This window comes from Corynebacterium sp. TAE3-ERU2 (assembly GCF_019209955.1).
Taxonomy (GTDB): domain Bacteria; phylum Actinomycetota; class Actinomycetes; order Mycobacteriales; family Mycobacteriaceae; genus Corynebacterium; species Corynebacterium megadyptis.
In genome coordinates this window covers 228,316-247,265 of record NZ_JAHUTL010000004.1, presented here as the reverse complement: position 1 = coordinate 247,265, position 18,950 = coordinate 228,316, and the positions used below count along the sequence as shown (strand labels likewise).

General features: G+C 63.9%; 17 protein-coding genes. 11 read left to right on the top strand and 6 right to left on the bottom strand.

The features are described from left to right. The first annotated feature begins 78 nt into the window (after positions 1–78). The 4 genes from KRX12_RS07420 (at position 79) to KRX12_RS07405 (ending at position 4,912) form a co-directional block, all read left to right on the top strand. Entirely contained in the window at positions 79–1,281 is a 1,203-nt protein-coding gene (locus tag KRX12_RS07420; protein ID WP_218364668.1) for an amidase, read from the top strand. Next, positions 1,278–1,991, top strand: coding sequence for a CPBP family intramembrane glutamic endopeptidase (locus KRX12_RS07415; RefSeq protein WP_218364669.1), 714 nt, complete (start codon positions 1,278–1,280; stop codon positions 1,989–1,991). The genes KRX12_RS07420 and KRX12_RS07415 overlap by 4 nt, the downstream gene beginning before the upstream one ends. Before the next feature lie 507 nt (positions 1,992–2,498). Continuing rightward, the gene (locus KRX12_RS07410) at positions 2,499–3,407 is read left to right on the top strand and encodes an LCP family protein (RefSeq protein ID WP_255550143.1); all 909 of its coding nucleotides are present in this window, start codon (positions 2,499–2,501) and stop codon (positions 3,405–3,407) included. 113 nt (positions 3,408–3,520) lie between these two features. Continuing rightward, positions 3,521–4,912: an HNH endonuclease signature motif containing protein gene (locus KRX12_RS07405; protein WP_218366215.1), complete on the top strand. Its 1,392-nt coding sequence runs from the start codon at positions 3,521–3,523 to the stop codon at positions 4,910–4,912. A 59-nt stretch (positions 4,913–4,971) separates the two neighbouring features. Here KRX12_RS07405 and KRX12_RS07400 read toward each other — a convergent pair whose 3' ends face one another. The 3 genes from KRX12_RS07400 to KRX12_RS07390 form a co-directional block, all read right to left on the bottom strand. Beyond that, complete coding sequence (locus KRX12_RS07400; protein ID WP_218366214.1) at positions 4,972–5,886, bottom strand: DUF5926 family protein; 915 nt, start codon at positions 5,884–5,886, stop codon at positions 4,972–4,974. A 55-nt stretch (positions 5,887–5,941) separates the two neighbouring features. Continuing rightward, positions 5,942–6,667: a glycerophosphodiester phosphodiesterase family protein gene (locus KRX12_RS07395; protein ID WP_218366213.1), complete on the bottom strand. Its 726-nt coding sequence runs from the start codon at positions 6,665–6,667 to the stop codon at positions 5,942–5,944. A gap of 165 nt (positions 6,668–6,832) precedes the next feature. Beyond that, complete coding sequence (locus tag KRX12_RS07390; RefSeq protein ID WP_218366212.1) at positions 6,833–7,777, bottom strand: L-lactate dehydrogenase; 945 nt, start codon at positions 7,775–7,777, stop codon at positions 6,833–6,835. Positions 7,778–7,911: 134 nt separating this feature from the next. Here KRX12_RS07390 and KRX12_RS07385 point away from each other — a divergent pair, with 134 nt between their 5' ends. Both KRX12_RS07385 and KRX12_RS07380 read left to right on the top strand, forming a co-directional pair. Continuing rightward, a complete protein-coding gene (locus KRX12_RS07385) occupies positions 7,912–8,577 on the top strand; it encodes an HAD family hydrolase (RefSeq protein ID WP_218366211.1) in 666 nt (221 codons plus the stop codon). A 12-nt stretch (positions 8,578–8,589) separates the two neighbouring features. After that, positions 8,590–9,180, top strand: coding sequence for a phosphatase PAP2 family protein (locus tag KRX12_RS07380; RefSeq protein WP_218366210.1), 591 nt, complete (start codon positions 8,590–8,592; stop codon positions 9,178–9,180). Here the strand turns inward: KRX12_RS07380 and msrA are convergent. After that, positions 9,177–9,830, bottom strand: coding sequence for a peptide-methionine (S)-S-oxide reductase MsrA (gene msrA / locus KRX12_RS07375; protein ID WP_218366209.1), 654 nt, complete (start codon positions 9,828–9,830; stop codon positions 9,177–9,179). The genes KRX12_RS07380 and msrA overlap by 4 nt on opposite strands. 228 nt (positions 9,831–10,058) lie before the next feature. Between msrA and KRX12_RS07370 the strand changes: the two genes are divergently transcribed. Continuing rightward, the gene (locus KRX12_RS07370) at positions 10,059–10,658 is read left to right on the top strand and encodes a superoxide dismutase (protein WP_218364679.1); all 600 of its coding nucleotides are present in this window, start codon (positions 10,059–10,061) and stop codon (positions 10,656–10,658) included. Positions 10,659–10,785: 127 nt separating this feature from the next. On the opposite strand, the gene KRX12_RS07365 is transcribed toward KRX12_RS07370, so the two are convergent. Continuing rightward, positions 10,786–11,649 (bottom strand): GDSL-type esterase/lipase family protein, encoded by an 864-nt coding sequence (locus tag KRX12_RS07365; protein ID WP_218366208.1) that lies wholly within the window; start codon positions 11,647–11,649, stop codon positions 10,786–10,788. A gap of 164 nt (positions 11,650–11,813) precedes the next feature. After that, positions 11,814–13,079 (bottom strand): aspartate kinase, encoded by a 1,266-nt coding sequence (locus KRX12_RS07360; RefSeq protein ID WP_218364683.1) that lies wholly within the window; start codon positions 13,077–13,079, stop codon positions 11,814–11,816. A gap of 226 nt (positions 13,080–13,305) precedes the next feature. Between KRX12_RS07360 and KRX12_RS07355 the strand changes: the two genes are divergently transcribed. From KRX12_RS07355 to KRX12_RS07340, 4 genes are all read left to right on the top strand, one after another. Then, positions 13,306–14,145: a DMT family transporter gene (locus tag KRX12_RS07355; RefSeq protein WP_218364685.1), complete on the top strand. Its 840-nt coding sequence runs from the start codon at positions 13,306–13,308 to the stop codon at positions 14,143–14,145. 294 nt (positions 14,146–14,439) lie between these two features. Then, positions 14,440–16,257 (top strand): 2-isopropylmalate synthase, encoded by a 1,818-nt coding sequence (leuA, locus tag KRX12_RS07350; protein ID WP_218366207.1) that lies wholly within the window; start codon positions 14,440–14,442, stop codon positions 16,255–16,257. Positions 16,258–16,483: 226 nt separating this feature from the next. Continuing rightward, complete coding sequence (locus tag KRX12_RS07345) at positions 16,484–17,761, top strand: Nramp family divalent metal transporter (protein ID WP_255549188.1); 1,278 nt, start codon at positions 16,484–16,486, stop codon at positions 17,759–17,761. Between the two features lie 71 nt (positions 17,762–17,832). Then, the gene (locus tag KRX12_RS07340; protein WP_218366206.1) at positions 17,833–18,882 is read left to right on the top strand and encodes a DNA polymerase III subunit epsilon; all 1,050 of its coding nucleotides are present in this window, start codon (positions 17,833–17,835) and stop codon (positions 18,880–18,882) included. The last annotated feature ends 68 nt before the right edge of the window (positions 18,883–18,950 follow it).

Here is an 18,950-nt window from a genome sequence, read left to right as displayed (position 1 = left end):
TTGAGTGTAGCGGCTCACTGGCACACAAACACGGGCTCCCTTTCCCCCGCCACCAGTAGCGGTCTACCATCAACATTCATGCCGCATCCCGCCCCGTCAATCGATGCCCAGCTCGCCCGCATTCACCGCGAGCTGGCGGCGCTCACCCCCGCCGAGCACGGAGTGGTGCACGATGCCACCACCCAGCCCGTGGCCCCGACCGGGCATGGCCACCTCGACGGCATGGTGCTTTTCGTCAAAGATCTCTCCGATGTGGCGGGCATGCCCACGAGTTATGGTTCGATACATCGCCGCCACATTCCGCGCAGCCATGATCACGTCAATGAATGGCTGCTGAAGCAGGGCGCCACCATCGCCGGCAAGAGCGCCACCTCGGAGATGGGGATGACCGCCTATACCGAGCCCGTCGGTCAGCCCGCCATCCGCAACCCGCTGTGGCCGGGGCGCACTCCCGGTGGTTCCTCCGGCGGCGCGGCAGCCCTGGTGGCGCGCGGCATCGTCGACGTCGCCCACGCCTCCGATGGCGGCGGCTCCATCCGAGTACCCGCCGCGGCATGCGGGCTGGTGGGCTTCAAACCGCCGCACACTCCCGGCGAGGGCCGGCTCACCGCCCAAGGCTTCCTCACCACCAGTGTGCGCCGCGCCGCTGCTCTCCACGGCTTTCGCCCCCACCCCCGCCGCCTGCGCATTGCGGTGCTCCGCGCCCCGCTGCACGGCGACGGGGAGGTCGATCCGATCATGCTCTCTGCGCTTGCCGACGCCACTAAGCAGCTCCGTGCCCACGGGCACGAGATCATCCCTGTGGACCCCGCCTACGGCCCAGAGCCCTTCGCCGCCTTCCAAACCCTGATGTGGCACAAGTCGAGCCGCATTCCTGGCCCCGCCTCCCCGATCGTGGAGTACATGCGCGAGCGGGGTCGCGACCTCGCCCCGGGGGCGCTCGAGGAGGCGCTGCGCACCCTCGCCGCTCTCGACCGGCATGTGCGCTACGCCTGGCCCTGCGAGCTGCTGCTCACCCCCACCTTGGCCTATGATCCCCCGCCGATCGGCACCTTCAGCTCCCTAGAGCCCCAAGACGATTTCGACGAACAAACCCGCTGGACCCCGTGGGGCAGCCTCTTCAATATCACTGGCCGCGCCGCCATCTCTGTGCCCTGGTCCCTGCCTGGGCGCCCGCCCGTGGGACTCCACCTGGGCTGTATCCACACCGGCCCCGCCGAGCTGCTCGGGGTGGCCGAACAGCTCGAAGCTGCGGGCGCGCCGAAAGGAGAAGAGGCATGATTCTGGCGGAAATCCTGGTGGTTCTTCTCATCACCTTTGGTGCCTCGGGGCTACGCTCCGCCCTGCGGCTGACCGATGCGTTGCTCGCGCCCGAGGCGCTCAATAAACAAAGCACCACGCTCAACGCCCCACAGTCCTCGGCGCCGTGGCTGGATCTGGGGTTGCAGCTGATCTCGGCCGCCGTGCTCTGCGGCTGGGGCCTGTTAGTGGTCTATCTGCTCGCCCGCGACCGTATCTTTCTGCAGCGCCCGCGCCCGCGCGATGGGCTGAGCGGGGCCGTTCTGGCCGCACTGATCGGTATTCCGGGACTTGGGCTGTACGTGCTGGCCTTGCACGCCGGCTGGACCAAAGAAGTGGTGGTATCCGCCTATGACGCGGGGCTGTGGGCAGGCCTGATCCTGCTGCTCTGGAGCTTCGCCAATGCCTTCGCCGAAGAAACCGTGGTGGTGTGGTGGCTGAGCACCCGGCTGGCGCAGCTGCGCTGGGCGCCGGTGGCGATCATCGGCGCGTCCGCAGTGCTGCGCGGCTCCTATCACCTGTATCAGGGGCTCAGCGCCGGGGCGGGCAATATTGTGATGGGCGTGGTCTTTGCAGCCTTCTACTGGAAGTTCCGGCGGGTGTGGCCACTGGTATTCGCCCATTTTTTCATCGACGCCGTGGCTTTTTTGGGCTACCAATTCCTCGATGTATCAAGGCTTGGATTGTCTTAGGCATTAAAGTATCCAGACATGGACGATTTCGCGAGAGACAAAGACGGCCGTATCCTGCGCGATCACTACGGTCGTCCCGTCAGGCGGCGCCCTCAATCGCCCCGTGCGGGGGACTCTCCCGCTTCTCGACGCAATCCTCAGTCTTCTCGCGACCCGCAGCCGCGGCGTGAACCTCGGCGGGAACCTCGGCGTGAGCCCCGCCGGGAGCCGCGGCGAGAACCGCGCCGTGATCGCTCAATCAACCGGCCCCAGCCCGAGCATCGGGCATCGGACTACCGGCCGCAGCGCCACCGGCGCAGCGAAGAATCCTTGGGGCGGCACCGCCAGCCCAGCTACGAGGAGCAGCGCCAGGCTTACTATCGCGAGCACCCCGAGGCGGCACGCTCAGCGCAGCAGCGGCCCCGCCAGTACTACGCTCCGGTGCCGGAGCCAGTGCACCCTGCGCCGCAGCAGCCGCTCCAGCCGCAGCCTGCCGCTGCACCCCGGCGCCGCGCCCCATGGCGGGGCATGCGCCGACCCCGCATGGGCTGTTTCTCCATGTTCCGCTGGGCGCTGGCAATCATCGTCACCATCGCGGTGGTGGGCATGTTGTGGGCCGACACCAAATTCGAGCGGGTCGAGGCCATGCCCGCCCAGCAGATCGGTAATACCAGCGGCTCGAACTGGCTGCTGGTGGGCTCCGATTCCCGCGAGGGTCTCACTCCCGAGCAGAACCAGGAGCTGATGACCGGCGGGGATGTGGGAGGTAACCGCACCGACACGATCATGATCTTGCACGTGCCCCTCTTCGGCAAGCCCACGCTGCTGTCTCTCCCGCGCGATAGCTATGTGGAGATTCCGGGCTATGGCATGAACAAGATCAATGCTGCTTTTTCCTTCGGCGGCCCGCCACTGCTCATCGAGACCGTCGAGCAGAGCACGGGGCTGAAGATCGATCACTACGCCGAGGTCGGCTTCGGCGGCTTCGCCCACGCGGTCGATGCTGTGGGCGGGGTGGAGCTCTGCGTGGATGAGCCCATCCACGATGACGTGATCAACTTCCACATGGAAGCCGGCTGCCAGAAATTCGATGGCGCCCAGGCGTTGAGCTTCGTGCGCACCCGATCCACTGCGCAGGGAGATATTGACCGCGCGGCCCGCCAGCGGCAGTTCCTTGGCGCCCTCGCCAAGAAGGTGGCCTCCCCCACCACCTTCCTCAACCCCTTCCGGTCTATCCCGCTGGTCAACGGGGTAGCCGGCTCGCTCACGGTGGACTCGAGCGACCACACCTGGGATCTTTTGTGGGCGGCACTGCACATGGCCGGCGGTTTCAACACCGAGGTCGCCCCCGTGGGCGGCATGGACTATGTGGATGTCGGCTCGGTTGTGCTGTGGGACGAAACCCAGGCGGAGCAACTCTTTAGCTCCCTTCGCTAGCCCAGCTGTGCATAACCCTTCACCGGCCGCGAGTTATGCACAGCCCGCGCAGCGGGCATGGTCTGTCCTGTTTTAGTGTGTGCCGCACACGCTCATTCAGGAAGGAGGCCCCCATGACCGCTATCGACCAGGTACAGCAGCTTGTTGACCGCATCGGCGAAGATCTCGCCCAGCTCGTGGCGCTCTACGACGTCGATACCGGCGGGTTCACCTCTCTGGGGGCCACTCTCCCGCAGCTGGCGGAACTCGAGGAACATATGGCGCTCAAGGCGCACCTCGATGTGCTGATCGCGCACCTCGCCAGCACGGAAGATCTCATGGACGTGGCGGGTACCTCCAAGCCGCGCCGTATTCTCAAGGAACGTCTCGGCTGGTCTAATTCTCGCGCCAACTCCACCATCGGCCAGGCCCGCTGCCTCTACGGAAAGCTCAAGGACGAGCCGGATGAGACGCTGACTGAGGAGCAAAACGACATCAACCGCGGCGCCGCGGAGATGCTGCGCGGCCGCACCCGCAGGCAGCTGTGCGACTACCGGATCTCCGGCGATACCCGCACCGCGATAGATAAAGCCCTGCTCGGGCTGCGCACCGGCAGCGCGCTGCTACGCGAAACACTGCGCCAAAAGGCCGTGGACTATGCCCACAACGCCAGCTGCGATGACACCAGGGCCTATGTTAAGCACTTGGTTAGCAACGCCAATAGCGAGCTCAGCCCCGAACCAGCCCGCGCCGAACGCAACCGCGCTTTCACCATCACCGAGGCGGATAACGACGGCGGCAGCCGCGTCTTCGGTTATCTGCCCGAGCGCATCACTGCCAAGCTGCGGGCATGGCTGGAGCCTTGCGTCGAGCGCACCGTGGATAAAGATGACCCGCGCACCACCCAGCAGCGCTACGCGGATGCACTCGACGCCGCCCTCGACCGCGGCGGCATCGGCACGGCCAGCATGGTGTTCTCGGTATCGGCCAAGGACTTCGACGATGCCGATCTCGCCGCCGCCGGCATGCTCTTTCCCACCAACACCGGCAATGAGCTCACCGTCAACGACGTGCTCTCGCTCGCCCAAGCAAAATACGGCTTCGTGTGCGTCCATGATCCCCGCACCGGCCAGGTGCTGGATCTGCGAAGAACCACCAGATTGGCGAATATCTACCAGCGCCTCGCGCTATTCGCCTCCGAACTCGTGTGCTCCCACCCGGGATGCTCCGAGCCGGTGAGTCGCTGCGATATCCACCACATCACCTCGTGGAATGACGGTGGCCCCACCGACATAGCGAATCTCACGCTGCGCTGCCCCGAGCACCACAGCGACAACGATGACACCAAGCAGCATCCAATAAAGGAGCACGCTGCCCGCCACCCCAAGACCGGAGTGGTCGGCTCGGCAACCGCCGAGGACCCCGAAAACCCGGTACCCAATACATCCACGGCAGCGGCACAATCGGCGGGCGCGAAAATACGCCGCCAAGCCTGGCCACATTCACCACCAGACCCCGAACAATAGAAAAAGCCAGCTGGGAGTGATCCCCCAGCTGGCCGGTGCAGCCATGACTATCGCGCGTATTAGCGGATAGTGAGCTGCCGCGACTTGATGTTGTTGAGGGCCTTACGCTCCTCGGCGTTCAGCTGCGCATCATTGCTCAGCTCTGCCGAGATCAAGGAATTGAGCTCCTCCACGGCCGGAACGCACTCCTCCGGAGTGATCGTGGGATCGAGATCGAAGACCGGAACGGTGAGGCCGTGCGTGCGGAAGGCACCAGCGAACTTGGTGTCCTCGCCAAGGTGCAGCTTGCCGGCCGCCGCGATGCGGGCGAGGGCAGCGAGCAGCTTGTCCTCATCATCCTGGCGCACCCAACGGATGTGGGCCTTCTCGCCGGGATCCACCCACCACAGAGCACCGGGTACGTCTGCGTGTACTTCCTGGGAGGGAATGATGGTGTCATTGGCCATCTGCAGCATGCGTGCGGTCTGCTCATCGCCAGTTTGTCCCTCCGGCACCCACCAGTTGAAGGTATCGAAGGCCTGCACGTCGAGCTCGGCATCTGCGCTCAGCAGTGCGCTCAGCTCTGGCTGGGAGCCATCTTGGTTGCCGGGCGCCAAGGTAGCGCCGGGGGCGGCGTTGATGACCCAATTGAGGGCATAGGCCAAATCCTTGCCCTGGGTCTTGGTGCGGTGCTGGGTTTGCATGGCCACAAAAGCCTCGCCGCCAGCCTCCTCGTCGCGCACCAAAGCAGCGACGGCTCCCGGCAGCACGGTGCAGATGTAGACCTCGCGGTCAGTTCCAGCGACGTCCACCTTGGCGTATGCGGAGGGGATGAACTCCTGCAGCGCCACCAGCTGCGGCTCGGCAGCGAGCCCCTCGAAGGGGCGGGTTTCGCCCATCAGCGCGGCGCGCTCAGCGGCACGTGCGGCGAGTTTGGCCTGCTTGCGGCTCATGCCCTCAGGCAGATTCTCACGATTCTTCTTCTTTTTGCCCATGGCACAAACATACCCGTTCGCCCCGGCGCGCCAGTTGTCTGCTCCCCAGTGGGTGTTAGACCCGCGGCCCGCGGTCTACGACCTCGCGCGCCAGAGCGGGCACATTGGTGGCCAACCACTGCACTCCATTGTCGCGGCACACCGCCATCTCCTCGGGGTTGTCCACGGTCCACACATAGCTCGCCGGCGGCAGGGTGCCATTGTTGATGTGTTCGCGGGCTTTCCGCATAGCGAGACCAACCGAGGTGGGGTGAATCGTCTGCTCGCGAATGCGGTGATACCAGGCGTTGGGTTCGTTGCGCAGGTAGATCCGGTCGAGCTCCGGGGCTAATTGCTGCATGCGGTTGATCGCGGATCCGGAAAAGGAGATCACGTGGATATAGGGATCTGCTTCGAGGCGGCGGTAGCGAAGTGTTTTCACCAATTCCTCCTCCAGCATCCGGCCATAGCGCATGGGGTGCTTGCTCTCTATAAAGAGGTGCTTTCCGGGGTGATCCTCCATGATGTCAAGCAGTTCGTTGAGGGTGCAGGGCCCAGAGGGGGCCGCTGCGGTTCCGAAGTTGTACCGGCGTAGCTGCTCTACTGTCTGGGTGGATACTCGGCCGCTGCCATCAGAGACACGATCCACGATGGGGTCGTGGATACATACCAGCTCACCGCAGCGGGCCAGACGGATATCGCATTCCACCCCGTCCGCGCCCTGCACAAACGCCTCGGTGAAGGCTGTTGCGGTGAGCTCCGGATAGTCGGCGGATGCGCCGCGGTGCGCGATCACATACATTTTCTCGCTGCCTCCTGTATCAGTATCGCCCCGTGCTCGGGCGGCGGATCGTGTCGCCAGCTTTAGGATACGGGGCGCAGACGCAAAGCACCGGCCATGCCCCGTGCACCCAGTTCAGGTGCGGGACAGGCCGGTGGTGCTGAGGCGAGCGAGCGCTCTATCTATTTAGAAGAAGTTCTGCTGAACCTCGCGCAGTGCATCAGCGGACTTGGTGAAGCGCTCCATCTCGTGCTCGTTGAGCTCAAGCTCGACCACACGGTTGATGCCGTTGCGGTTCACAATCGCAGGGGTGCCGATGTAGATGTCTTCTTGGCCGTACTCGCCTTGGAGCAGAGCGGAGACTGGCAAGGCCACATCCTGGTTTTGCAGCACCGCGCGGGTGATGCGGGCCAGTCCCATGCCGATGCCATAGGAGGTGGAGCCCTTGGCGTCGATGATGCGATAGGCGGCATCGCGGGTGTCTTCGAAGATCTTTTCCAGGCGCTCTTCCAGCTCTGGCTCCTTGGCCAGCTTCATGCGCATGGACACACCAGCGATGGTGGCGGAGGAGAGCACCGGCAGCTCGCTGTCGCCGTGCTCGCCCACAATGTAGGCGTGGATGGAGGTCGGCGAGCAGTCGTAGAGCTCACCGAGCATGTAGCGGAAGCGGGCGGAATCCAGCACGGTACCGGAGCCGATCACGCGCTGCCACGGCAGGCCGGAGTACTTCCATGCGGCATAGGAGAGCACGTCCACCGGGTTGGAGGCGACCAACATAATGCCGTCGAAGTTGTTGGCCATCACCTCGTCCACGATGGACTTCATGATCTTCATATTCTTGTCCACCAGCTGCAACCGGGTCTCGCCAGGCTTCTGGGCGGCGCCGGCGCAGATGACCACCATGGCGGCGTCTTCGCAGTCGGCGTAGGTGCCCTTGCTGACACGGGTGCGGGAGCTGGCCCAGACGACGCCGTGGTTAAGGTCCATGACGTTGCCGGCGAGCTTCTTCTCATCGATGTCGATGATGGCCAGGTGGTCCACCGTGCCCTGGTTCACCAGAGCGTAGGCATAGGCCACTCCCACGTCACCGGCGCCGATGAGCACAACCTTGTTGCCAACAATATCCTTCATTGTTTCATCCCTCGCGATGTTTGGTTTTTCGCTTTCAGCTGCCTATTGTGCCCGTTTGTTTTTGTTTTTGCCAGTATTTGGCAGCCTTTTTCGGCTGAAAGTGGGAAACCCCACAGCTTCTATACTGAGACACTATGCCCCGCTACGACGCCATCCTCTTTGACCTCGACGGCACGCTCGTCGATCACGACTCCGCCGCCCGCCACGCAGCCACCCGACTGATCCAGCACTACGCCATGGAAGGCCCAGAACACGCCCTCATCGAGCGGTGGTTCCAGATCGAAAACGAGGAGTTCTCCCGCTTCGAACGAGGTGAGATCACCCATGCCCAGCAGCGCCTCAACCGCATGGCCCGCTTCTTTGCGGCCCCGCTCAGCGAAGAGGAGTCGCGCCGGCGTTTCGAGGTATTCGCCTCCTTCTACCGTGAAGGCTGGCACGCGTTCCCCGATGCGGCTGCAGCCTTGTCCCTCGCCGTGGACTCTGGGGCAAGGGTGGCTATTTTTACGAATGGCGCCCGCGACATGCAGGCGGGCAAGCTCGCTGCCACCGGCCTCGAGTCGGCGTCGATAAGCCTCATTCCCACCGCGGAACTCAGCTGCGCCAAGCCCGATCCGCAGGCCTATCGGGAGGCGCTGGCGCTGCTTGGGGTGCCGGCAGAGCGCGCGGTGATGATCGGCGATAACTACACCAACGATGTGCGTGCCGCCCAAGCCGCCGGCCTCGACGCCGTGCATGTTGCCGACCCCGCCGAGCTGCTGGAGCTGCTGCGCACTCAGGTTCTCGGCGGAACGCGCCCGTAGTAGCCTTTATGGGTGCTTAGCTCAATCGACACAACATATCTTCAGTGGGGGCTGGATCACCGCTCCCCGGCGCTCGACGCGGCGGTCACCGCTTTCACCAATATCGGCACCACCGCCCTGAGCCTGCCCGTGGCCACAGCACTCGCATTTCTGCTCACTGCAGTGCTGCGCAGCTGGACTCCCGTGCTCACCCTCGCCTTGGCGGCGGCGCTGTCGACGAGCACCACCACCATCATCAAGACGCTGGTGGGACGCACCCGGCCCGATTATGCCTTCGCAGTGCCGCCCTTCGAGCCCTCATATTCTTTCCCTTCGGGGCACACGCTCAACGCAACCGTCCTTGCTCTCGTGCTCGCCTACTTTGGCAGCCGTGCGGTGCGCGGGCGCGGTGTTCGCATCCTCGTCTGGCTGGTCGCCCTGGGATATGCGCTGTGCATGGGCGTCTCCCGAGTATTTCTCGCCCACCATTGGAGCACCGATGTGCTGGCCGGATGGGTCATCGGGGCGACCATCGCCGGTATGGCGATCCTGCTGGTGGGGGTACTGAGCCGCCGCCGCGGTGGGCTGCCCCTGCCGCTGGCTCCGGCCCACCCGGCGCGCTAGCCGCAGGCCACCCCCGTGGAGTGGACGGGGCAATAGCCCTCGGGGTTTTTGTGCAGATATTGCTGGTGATAATCCTCGGCCAAATAGTAGGCGCCCGCGGGGGTATCGCTGAGCTGGGCCACCTCGGTGGTGACGGGGCCAAACCCGGCCGCGGCCAGCTTCGGCTCATAGGCGGCTAGAAGCTCGCGCACGAGCTGCTCATCCTCGGCGGAATCCACAAAATAGGCGGAGCGATACTGGGTGCCCACATCATTGCCCTGGCGATAGCCCTGGGTGGGATCGTGGGCCTCAAGAGTGGCGCTAATAATCTCCCGACCGCTGATCCGCGCGGGATCGTAGACCACCTCCACCACCTCGGTATGGCCCGTCCGGCCCGTGCACACCTCGCGGTAGGTCGGATTGGGCGTGAACCCTCCGGCATAGCCCACGGAGGTGGAGTCCACTCCGTCGAGCTGCCACAGCAGCTTCTCTGCGCCCCAGAAGCATCCCATGCCAATGATGAGGCGCCGCTGCTCCGGCTGCCACGGTCCGGTGATCGGAGTGCCGAGAACCGCGTGGGGCTGAGGGTGCTCCAGCACGGGGGTAGAACCGCCGTGCAGCGCCTGCTCTTTGCTCACCATCTCAGGGGTGCGTGAAAATAGAAATCCCATAGTGCTAGCACTTTCTCTAGGGGGTAAGGGCGATGTCCACTCGGTGGCCAGGTGGGGGGGGATGCGCCCCAATCTAGTCCCGCCGCCACGTTCGTGCCGCAGCACCCCTGCCGGGGCCGGTTTTATCAACCATTTTGTTGCGATATTCACATTCTCACCTATCATGGGTATCAATGCCACGGCACCGCGCCGTGGCTGTGAACGTAAAAACCACGAAAGGCTTTTATCATGACTTACACCCTTCCCGAGCTGGATTACTCCTACGACGCTCTCGAGCCGCACATCGCCGCCGAGATTATGGAGCTGCACCACTCCAAGCACCACGCCAACTATGTCAAGGGTGCTAATACTGCCCTCGAGAAGATGGCCGCTGCTCGTGAGAACGGCGAGATCTCTGCCGTGGTTACCGCCCTGTCCAAGGACCTCGCTTTCAACTTGGGTGGCCACACCAACCACTCCATTTTCTGGAAGAACCTCTCCCCCAACGGTGGCGGCGAGCCCACCGGCGAGCTGGCTGAGGCCATCAACGCCGAGTTCGGTTCCTTCGAGAACTTCAAGTCTCACTTCTCCGCAGCCGCTCTGGGCCTGCAGGGCTCCGGCTGGGCAGTACTCGGCTATGACCACATCGGTCAGCGCCTCGTGGTCGAGCAGATCACCGATCAGCAGGGCAATATCTCCGCTAACCTGACCCCGCTGCTCATGCTGGACATGTGGGAGCACGCCTTCTACCTCCAGTACAAGAACGTTAAGGCTGACTACGTTGAGGCCGTGTGGAACGTCTTCAACTGGGATGACGTTGCCGAGCGCTACGCCAAGGCAGCCAACTAAGGCCTATCACGCCTGCTCAGTCGTGGCCTCACCCTCAGTGGGTGGGGCCACGTTCTGCGTTGTGTGGGCATGAAAAACTGCACGCCCGGTCGAGGCGTGCAGTGCTAGTGGCTATGAAGCCGAGAACCTAGCGCAGGGCGGCGGCGATGCGCTGCGCCACGTAGCGGGAACCTGCTTCGCTGGGGTGCAGGCCCATGTTGTAGTTCGGGGTGGTGGTGTCGATGCTGCCGGAGACCCAGCGCTGCATATCGGGCACGCAGGTGTGGTGGGCGGCGGAACCGGCCTTGATGTCCACGAAGGTGGCGCCGGTCTGGCGGGCCGCCACCCTCTGGTTATCGCGGTTCCAGTTCTCTACATCGCGCAGCAGCGGCACCGGCACGCCCATCGGGGCATTGGGAACCACGTTCAGTGCGCAAAGCATGCCCGAGGTGGGCTCGGTGACCTGCAGCATGCCCGGAATGATGATCTGGATGCGCGGGGAAACGCGACGGATCTGATTCACGGCGTCATGAATATCCTTCAGGTAGGCGTTGTGCACGGCCTGGTTATCGAGGATATTCACGCCATCGCGCACACCGAAGCCACCGTAGTTATTCATGCCCGCGGCCAACACCACGGCGCGGGTGCCGGGGTGAATATCGCCGGCCTGGATGGCGCGGGTGACGCGCTGGGTGGCCACACGCGAGGTCTCGGCGACACAGGACCAGTCAGAGATCGGTGCCTTGGCGATCTGGCCGAGCAGGCGCGGCGCATTATTCGGGGCCTGCAGGCAGCCCTCGCGGTTGGGATAGCCGTTGTACACCTGCGGGTTCATCCCGCGCATGGCGTTGAGGATCTGATCCGGGTTCGCGGAGTAGGAATCACCAAAGTAGGCGATATTGCCCTGCGGGGCGGCGGCAGCCACTGGGGCAGCGCTCACGCCCACCACCGCGGCGGTGGCGACTCCCAACATAGCGGCGGTAATTTTCTTCAGACCTGTCGTGAATCCCACGATAATTTTCCCTTTCATGCGGCTCACCCCGGTTAGGTGCATTCTGCATGAGAATAACCTGAGCCCCAGATGGCCCCAAAAACCTTTAACCCAGCTCACAGAAAAACCGCCCCTAGCAGCGGGTGCCAGGGACGGTCAGATAGCGAGCGGGCCGCAGAGTCTGTTTAGCGGCCAGTACCTGCGTAAACGATGGCTTCTTCCTCGCCGCCAAGCTCGAAGCGCTCGTGCAGGGCGCGGGCAGCCTCGGGGAGATCGGCCTCGCGAACGAGCACCGAGATGCGGATTTCGGAGGTGGAGATGAGCTCGATGTTCACTCCCACATCACGCAGCGCCTCACAGAAGTCGGCGGTGACTCCGGGGTGAGACTTCATGCCTGCGCCCACCAGCGAGACCTTGCCCACTTGGTCGTCGTAGAGCACGTTCTCGTAGCCGGCACCAACCTGCATCTTCTTCAGCAGCTCCATGGCGCGGGGGCCATCGGCGCGCGGGCAGGTGAAGGTGATGTCGGTCTTGCCGTCCTCGAGGGAGGAGACATTCTGCAGCACCATATCGATGTTGATCTCTGCATCCGCGATGGCACGGAAGATGCGGGCGGACTCGCCCGGCAGATCCGAGATTCCCAACACGGTGATCTTGGCTTCCGAGCTATCGGTTGCCACGCCAGTGAGTATTGCTTCTTCCACGGGAATATCCTCCATTGATCCGTCGACGAGGGTGCCAATGTCATTACTGTAGGACGAACGCACACGCAAGGGCACGTTGAATGCGCGGGCGTATTCGACGCTGCGCAGCACCAAGATCTTCGATCCCACAGCAGCCAATTCGAGCATCTCCTCGAAGGAGATCTTGTCTAGTTTGCGGGCATTGGGCACGATGCGCGGATCGGCGGTGTAGACGCCGTCCACATCCGAGTAGATCTCGCACACATCGGCCTCGAGCGCCGCGGCCAGCGCCACCGCGGTGGTATCGGAACCGCCGCGGCCCAAGGTGGTGACATCGCGGGTTTCCTTATTCACACCCTGGAAGCCGGCGACGAGGCAAATCTTGCCCTGGTCGAGGGCCTCCTGCACGCGTCCCGGGGTGACCTCGATGATGCGGGCATTGCCGTGCCGCTCCGTGGTGAGCACGCCCGCCTGGGAGCCGGTGAAGGACTGGGCCTTCGCACCGAAGCTCTCAATAGCCATGGCCACCAGCGCATTGGAGATACGCTCCCCAGCGGTGAGCAGCATGTCCATCTCGCGGGCCGGCGGAACGGGATTGACCTGCGCCGCCAAATCGAGGAACTCATCGGTGGTATCGCCCATGGCGGAGCACACCACCACCACATCGTGGCCCTGCTTCTTGGTGGCCACAATACGTTCAGCAACGCTGCGGATACGCTCCGCACTCTCGAGAGATGATCCACCATATTTCTGCACAATCAGTGCCACAGGTGCCGTCCTTTCCTTGGCATGAGGCCCCGCACCGTCTCTACCGTGGGTCCGCGAGGCAATTTCTGCCGAAGTATTGGTTTTTCCGCACTCATCGTACATGGCGCCCACTGCAGGACACTATCGAGTTCACATTCACCCCCAGGGTGAGGATCGCACCACGCCAGCACCGCCACCCCGCGCGCCGCCACGGCTGCGCGCCACCCCTAGCGATACTCTAAGTGCTGTGCCTAATACCCTGCTTGCCATTCTTTTTGCCACTGCCTCTGCGCTGACGATCGCGTGGGGCACGGTTGTGCGGCACAATATCGCACTCGAGGCACCCGAGGGCCGGTCCATCGCCACGGCCATGCGCCGCCCCTTATGGTGGGCAGGCTCTTTTTCTGCGCTCGGCGCCTATGGCCTGCAGGTTGTGGCCCTCGGCTTCGGCACCCTGCTCGTGGTGCAGCCCATCTTGGTGCTCTCCCTCATGTTCACCCTGCCGCTGTCGGCCTACTACGACAAGCACCGGCTCACCTTCGCCGAAATGCTGTGGGCGGGCGTGCTCACCGTCTCCGTATCGGTGCTGGTGTTACTGGGCCGCCCCGCCTCGGGCACCCCTGATCCATCGCTGCACCGCTGGCTGCTGGCCCTCGGCATCGGCGTGGTCGTTCTCGTCGGCCTCGACCGCTGGGCGCAACGCCAAATCCGCCGCGAAAAGGCCCTGCTGCTCGGCATCGTCACCGGCGCCGTGTTCGGCTATGTGGCGGTGCTATCCAAGGCCATCGCCGATATCTTCGTCCACAAAGGCGGGTTCTACGGCATCCTCACCTCCTGGGAGCTTTATGCGCTGATCGCCTGCGCCACCATCGGCACCTTGGTGCAGCAGGTCTCCTTTAATGCCGGCGCGCTCAAAAACTCCCTGCCGGCCATGAAGGTCGCCGAGCCCATCGTGGCCTTCATCTTGGGCTATACGGTGTTAAGCGAATCCTTCCAGGCCACCGGGTGGCAATGGGCGTGGATGGCCCTAGCGCTGCTGGCCATGATTGGCTCTACCTTCCAGCTATCGCGGCTGGGAATCGACTAGTGGGCATCGCCCGTGCCAGCGGGCTGAGGCGCCGGCGAGTGGGCGTCGATAAGCGCGCATAGGCCCCCGATAGGGGGAACGCTGAACTGGATTTTCCCAAAGGATGGAACATCGGTGCCCGAACCCCGCGACGGATACGGTAATGTGCCTCACATGATTCGCGGTAGTCAGGGATTCCTCCTCCTTAGTCGCCGCGGCGGGTGTTAGCGCTTCATTGTTCGTTGGCCGCCCCGTCGCGGAGTTTCTGGCGCGGCCAACATCCCCGAACACTGAACTAAGAAAGCACCCATAGTTATGTCGATGAACGACACTTTCATCTCCGCCCCCACTGAAATCACCACCCCGAACGGCCCGCGTCGCGAGGGGCAGCCGGCATGGAATAAGCAGCGCAACTCCAGCATGCCGAGCACGCGCTACCAGCCCTATCACGTGGAAGTCGAAGACTTCTCGCTGCCGGATCGCACCTGGCCGGACAAGAAGATGACGGTGGCCCCGCAGTGGTGCGCCGTGGACCTGCGCGACGGCAACCAGGCCCTGATCGATCCGATGAGCCCGGAACGCAAGCGCCGCATGTTCGACCTGCTGGTGCGCATGGGCTACAAGGAGATCGAGGTGGGCTTCCCCTCGGCCTCCCAAACCGATTTCAACTTTGTGCAGGAGATCATCAAGGAAGACAAGATTCCCGATGATGTGACCATCCAGGTGCTGGTGCAGGCCCGCGAGCACCTGATCCGCCGCACCTTCGAGGCCTGCGAGGGCGCGAAGAACGTGATCGTGCACTTCTATAACTCCACCTCCATCCTGCAGCGCGATGTGGTGTTCCGGAAGGATAAGGAGCAGATCAAGAAGCTGGCCACCGACGCCGCTGAGCTGATCCAGACCATCGCCAAGGACTACCCAGAGACCAACTGGCGCTGGGAGTACTCGCCGGAGTCCTATACCGGCACCGAGGTGGCCTACGCCAAGGAAGTCATCGACGCCGTCACCGACGTCATGCAGCCCACCCCAGAGAACCCCATGATCATCAATCTGCCTTCCACGGTGGAGATGATCACCCCCAATGTGTACGCCGACTCGATCGAGTGGATGGACCGCAACCTGAACCGTCGCGATTCCATCATCCTGTCGCTGCACCCGCACAATGACCGCGGCACCGGTGTCGCTACCGCCGAGCTGGGCTTCATGGCGGGCGCCGACCGCATCGAGGGCTGTCTCTTCGGCAACGGCGAGCGCACCGGCAATGTCTGCCTGGTGACCCTGGGCCTGAACCTGATGACCCAGGGCGTCGACCCGCAGATCGACTTCTCCGATATCGCCCACATTCGTCGCACGGTGGAGTACTGCAACCAGCTGCGCGTGCCGGAGCGTCACCCCTACGGCGGCGATCTGGTGTTCACCGCCTTCTCCGGCTCCCACCAGGACGCCGTGAACAAGGGCCTGGACGCCATGGCCGCCAAGCACCGCCCCAGCGCGACCCACACCGATGTGGCCTGGGAGGAACTGCGCGATATCACGTGGGAGGTGCCCTATCTGCCGATCGACCCGAAGGATGTGGGCCGCAACTACGAGGCCGTGATCCGCGTGAACTCGCAGTCCGGCAAGGGTGGCGTCGCCTACATCATGAAGACCGACCACGGCATCAATCTGCCGCGGCCGATGCAGGTGGAGTTCTCCTCCGTGGTGCAGGCCGTGACCGATTCCGAGGGCGGCGAGGTGAACTCGAAGTCCATGTGGGATATTTTCGCGAGCGAGTACCTGGATCGGGTGAGCCCGGTCGAGCAAATCTCGCTGCGCGTGGATAACGCCCAGTCCGATGGCGAGCTCTCGCAGGTGACCGCGAAGCTGGAGATCAACGGCGAGGAAAAGACTGTCTCCGGCCACGGCAATGGCCCGGTGTCCGCCTACGCGAATGCGCTCGAGCAGCTGGACATCAACGTCGAGGTGCTGGATTACTCCCAGCACGCCCGTACCGCCGGCGATGACGCCGAGGCCGCCGCCTTCGTCTACGCCGACGTCAATGGCCAGCAGGTGTGGGGTGTCGGCGTGGCCGGCTCCATCACCTACGCCTCGCTGAAGGCCGTGACCTCCGCGATCAACCGCGCCATGGCCTAGCCTCTCGCTCTCCTACTCCCGAGCGCTCCCCGTGGGCCTCGGGAGTGTCTGCTGCGCGCTTATCGACGCCACCCTGCCGGCAGCAGCATCCTCTGCACCACAGCGAATTCCGCCCTGCCACCTGCACTGGGGGCCGCTCACCTGCCGCGACGCACCCCACCACGTCTCCTCCCCTTGCTAGGATTGTGACCCAAACCACTCTCGATATCGAGCAAAGGAGGATCACATGTCCCGCGCTGACGCTTCCCCACCTACCACCCAGCCATCCGCAGATGGCCCCAACCCCGACGCCAAGTGGCGTGTGATCGGCCCTGGCCTCGTGGCTGCCGCCACCGGTGTCGGCGCCGGCGATCTTGTCGCCACCATGATTGCCGGGCAAAAATTCGGCTACACCCTCCTCTGGGCGGCCGTAGTGGGCGCGATCATGAAGATTGTGCTCGTCGAAGGCGTGGGCCGTTATTCTCTGTCCACCGGCCACACGATCTATACCGGCTGGCGGCGCATTGGCCGCTGGACCAGCTGGTATTTCGCCCCCTATATCGTGGTGTGGGGGTTCGTCTATGGTGCCGCGGCCATGAGCTCCACGGCGCTGCCGCTGGCCGCACTTTTCCCCGGCACCACTCTCACCTGGTGGGCGATCGGCACGGGCATTCTCGGGTTCATCCTCACCTGGATAGGCCGCTACGAGTTCTTCGAAAAACTTATTGCCGTGCTGGTGGGGCTCATGTTTCTCACCGTGGTCGGCATTGCCACACTCTCCCTGCAGCATCTGCCCGAGATCCTCACTGGGCTCGTGCCCCGCATCCCTGAGGGCTCGGGGGTCTACGTGCTCTCCCTCGCCGGCGGCGTCGGCGGCACCATCACCCTGGCCGCCTATGGTTATTGGTGCCGTGAAAAAGGCTGGCGCACTCCCGGCTGGATGAAAGTGATGCGGATCGATAACACCGTCGCCTATGTGGTCACCGGCATCTTCGTGATCGCCATGCTGATCCTCGGCGCCGACCTGCTCTACTCCGCCAATATCGCAGTCGACAACGGCGACAAGGCGCTGCTGGGGCTCTCCGATGTGCTGGCGGAGCGCTATAACCCGACCATCGGCACGATCTTCCTCATCGGCTTCTGGGCAGCCAGCTTCTCCTCGGTGCTGGGCGTGTGGAATGGCGTCTCCCTGATGTTCGCCGACTACATCGGCCACCTGCGCAAACTCCCCGAGAACCACCCCTCCACCACCACCGGCGGCAAGTACTACAAGCTCTACACCCTGTGGCTGACCTTCCCGCCCATGCTGCTGCTCTTCCTCGGACGCCCCGTGGCCTTGGTGCTGCTCTATGGTGTGCTCGGCGCGTTCTTCATGCCCTTTTTGGGCTTTACCTTGCTCATCCTGCTCAATACCGATGCCACCCCGAAGCAATGGCGCAATGGCTGGTTCGCCAACACGATGATGGCCATCATCTCGCTGGCCTTCGTGGCTATCTGCGTGAACGAGATCATGGGCTACTTCTAAACGCCACCGCCGCCCCGCGCCCTGCACCTAGTCCGCGGGGTTGGCGCGGTTGTGGTTTAGCATAGGAATCTATGAGCAACGGTAACCATCATCTGAGCCGCGAAGAGCGCAGGGCGCGTCGACAAGCCGAGCTCGAGCGGGCCCCCTTTGTGGTTGCCACGGTGCAAACCTCGGGTATTCACCCCGCGTCGGCGCGGATGGTTGCCATCGATCTGGCCACCTTCACTCCGAGTGGTGAGCTCGATGAGCACGTGCACCATGTGCTCAATCCCAAGGCGGATCCGGGACCGCCGCATCTGCACGGGCTGAGCAAAGAAGAGGTGGCGGCGGCCCCCACCTTCGCCGGGGTGGCGAAAAGTATCTGCCGCATGATCGACGGCCGTACCCTCATCACCTTCGACATGGCCCTCACCTGGGGTTTCATTGTCTCGGAATCGAAGCGGGCCATCGCCCATAACCGGCGCGCCCACGCCCCGAAGCAGCGGCGGCGGCGCGGCGGCAAGCGCAATCGCTCGAATTTCGGCCATGTGCCCAAGCCGGTGGCCCTCATCGACATGCTCACCACCGTGCGCCGCACCGGCGCCACGATCGAGGACGAGCGGCTGCGCGGCGTGGCGCGCCAGTGGGGGCTATTCGACGGCTCCCCGCAGGCAAGCCGCGAACGCGCCAGCGTCCCCGAGGCGGATTTTTCCTTCGAGTCCACCCAGCTCACCTGGGATCTCTATGCGGCCATAGACAATCCTGTGAGCTATAAGGCCGAGGAGTTGAAGGCGGATCGCTGCGGCCTGCAGCGCACCGTGCTGCGCGTGGATGCCGCCCAGGCCGACGCCGCCGCGGAGAACCCCGGGGCGTATCAGCCGGGAGGCTCGCTGCAGCCCGGCATGGAGGTGGTGCTCACCCCGCAGATCGAGCTGCCCGATACCGAGATCATTCAAGCCGCGCTCGATGCCGGGTTGAGCTATAGCGAGAAGCTGGGCCGTGGCTCCTCGCTGGTGATCTGCAATCACACCCAGGATCTCAAGGGCAAGGCGATGCACGCGCAGCGGAAAAATATTCCGCTCATGGCCGATACCGCTTTCGTGGAGCTGGCCCGTCAGGCCGCCACAGCAGCAGAGAACTAGGCGGCCAGCTCAGCCCTCGGTGCCGAGGCGCGCCTATGAGCAGGCGTGCCCCTCCCAGCGGCGGTTGA

Bases quoted from the DNA above. Each gene is read 5' to 3' on its own strand.
- KRX12_RS07370 (WP_218364679.1), top strand. From the start codon at position 10,059: ATGACTTACACCCTTCCCGAGCTGGATTACTCCTACGACGCTCTCGAG.
- msrA (WP_218366209.1), bottom strand. From the start codon at position 9,830: ATGGGATTTCTATTTTCACGCACCCCTGAGATGGTGAGCAAAGAGCAG.
- KRX12_RS07340 (WP_218366206.1), top strand. From the start codon at position 17,833: ATGAGCAACGGTAACCATCATCTGAGCCGCGAAGAGCGCAGGGCGCGT.
- KRX12_RS07345 (WP_255549188.1), top strand. From the start codon at position 16,484: ATGTCCCGCGCTGACGCTTCCCCACCTACCACCCAGCCATCCGCAGAT.
- KRX12_RS07390 (WP_218366212.1), bottom strand. From the start codon at position 7,777: ATGAAGGATATTGTTGGCAACAAGGTTGTGCTCATCGGCGCCGGTGAC.
- KRX12_RS07400 (WP_218366214.1), bottom strand. From the start codon at position 5,886: ATGGGCAAAAAGAAGAAGAATCGTGAGAATCTGCCTGAGGGCATGAGC.
- KRX12_RS07420 (WP_218364668.1), top strand. From the start codon at position 79: ATGCCGCATCCCGCCCCGTCAATCGATGCCCAGCTCGCCCGCATTCAC.
- KRX12_RS07405 (WP_218366215.1), top strand. From the start codon at position 3,521: ATGACCGCTATCGACCAGGTACAGCAGCTTGTTGACCGCATCGGCGAA.
- KRX12_RS07385 (WP_218366211.1), top strand. From the start codon at position 7,912: ATGCCCCGCTACGACGCCATCCTCTTTGACCTCGACGGCACGCTCGTC.
- leuA (WP_218366207.1), top strand. From the start codon at position 14,440: ATGTCGATGAACGACACTTTCATCTCCGCCCCCACTGAAATCACCACC.
- KRX12_RS07395 (WP_218366213.1), bottom strand. From the start codon at position 6,667: ATGTATGTGATCGCGCACCGCGGCGCATCCGCCGACTATCCGGAGCTC.
- KRX12_RS07410 (WP_255550143.1), top strand. From the start codon at position 2,499: ATGCGCCGACCCCGCATGGGCTGTTTCTCCATGTTCCGCTGGGCGCTG.
- KRX12_RS07415 (WP_218364669.1), top strand. From the start codon at position 1,278: ATGATTCTGGCGGAAATCCTGGTGGTTCTTCTCATCACCTTTGGTGCC.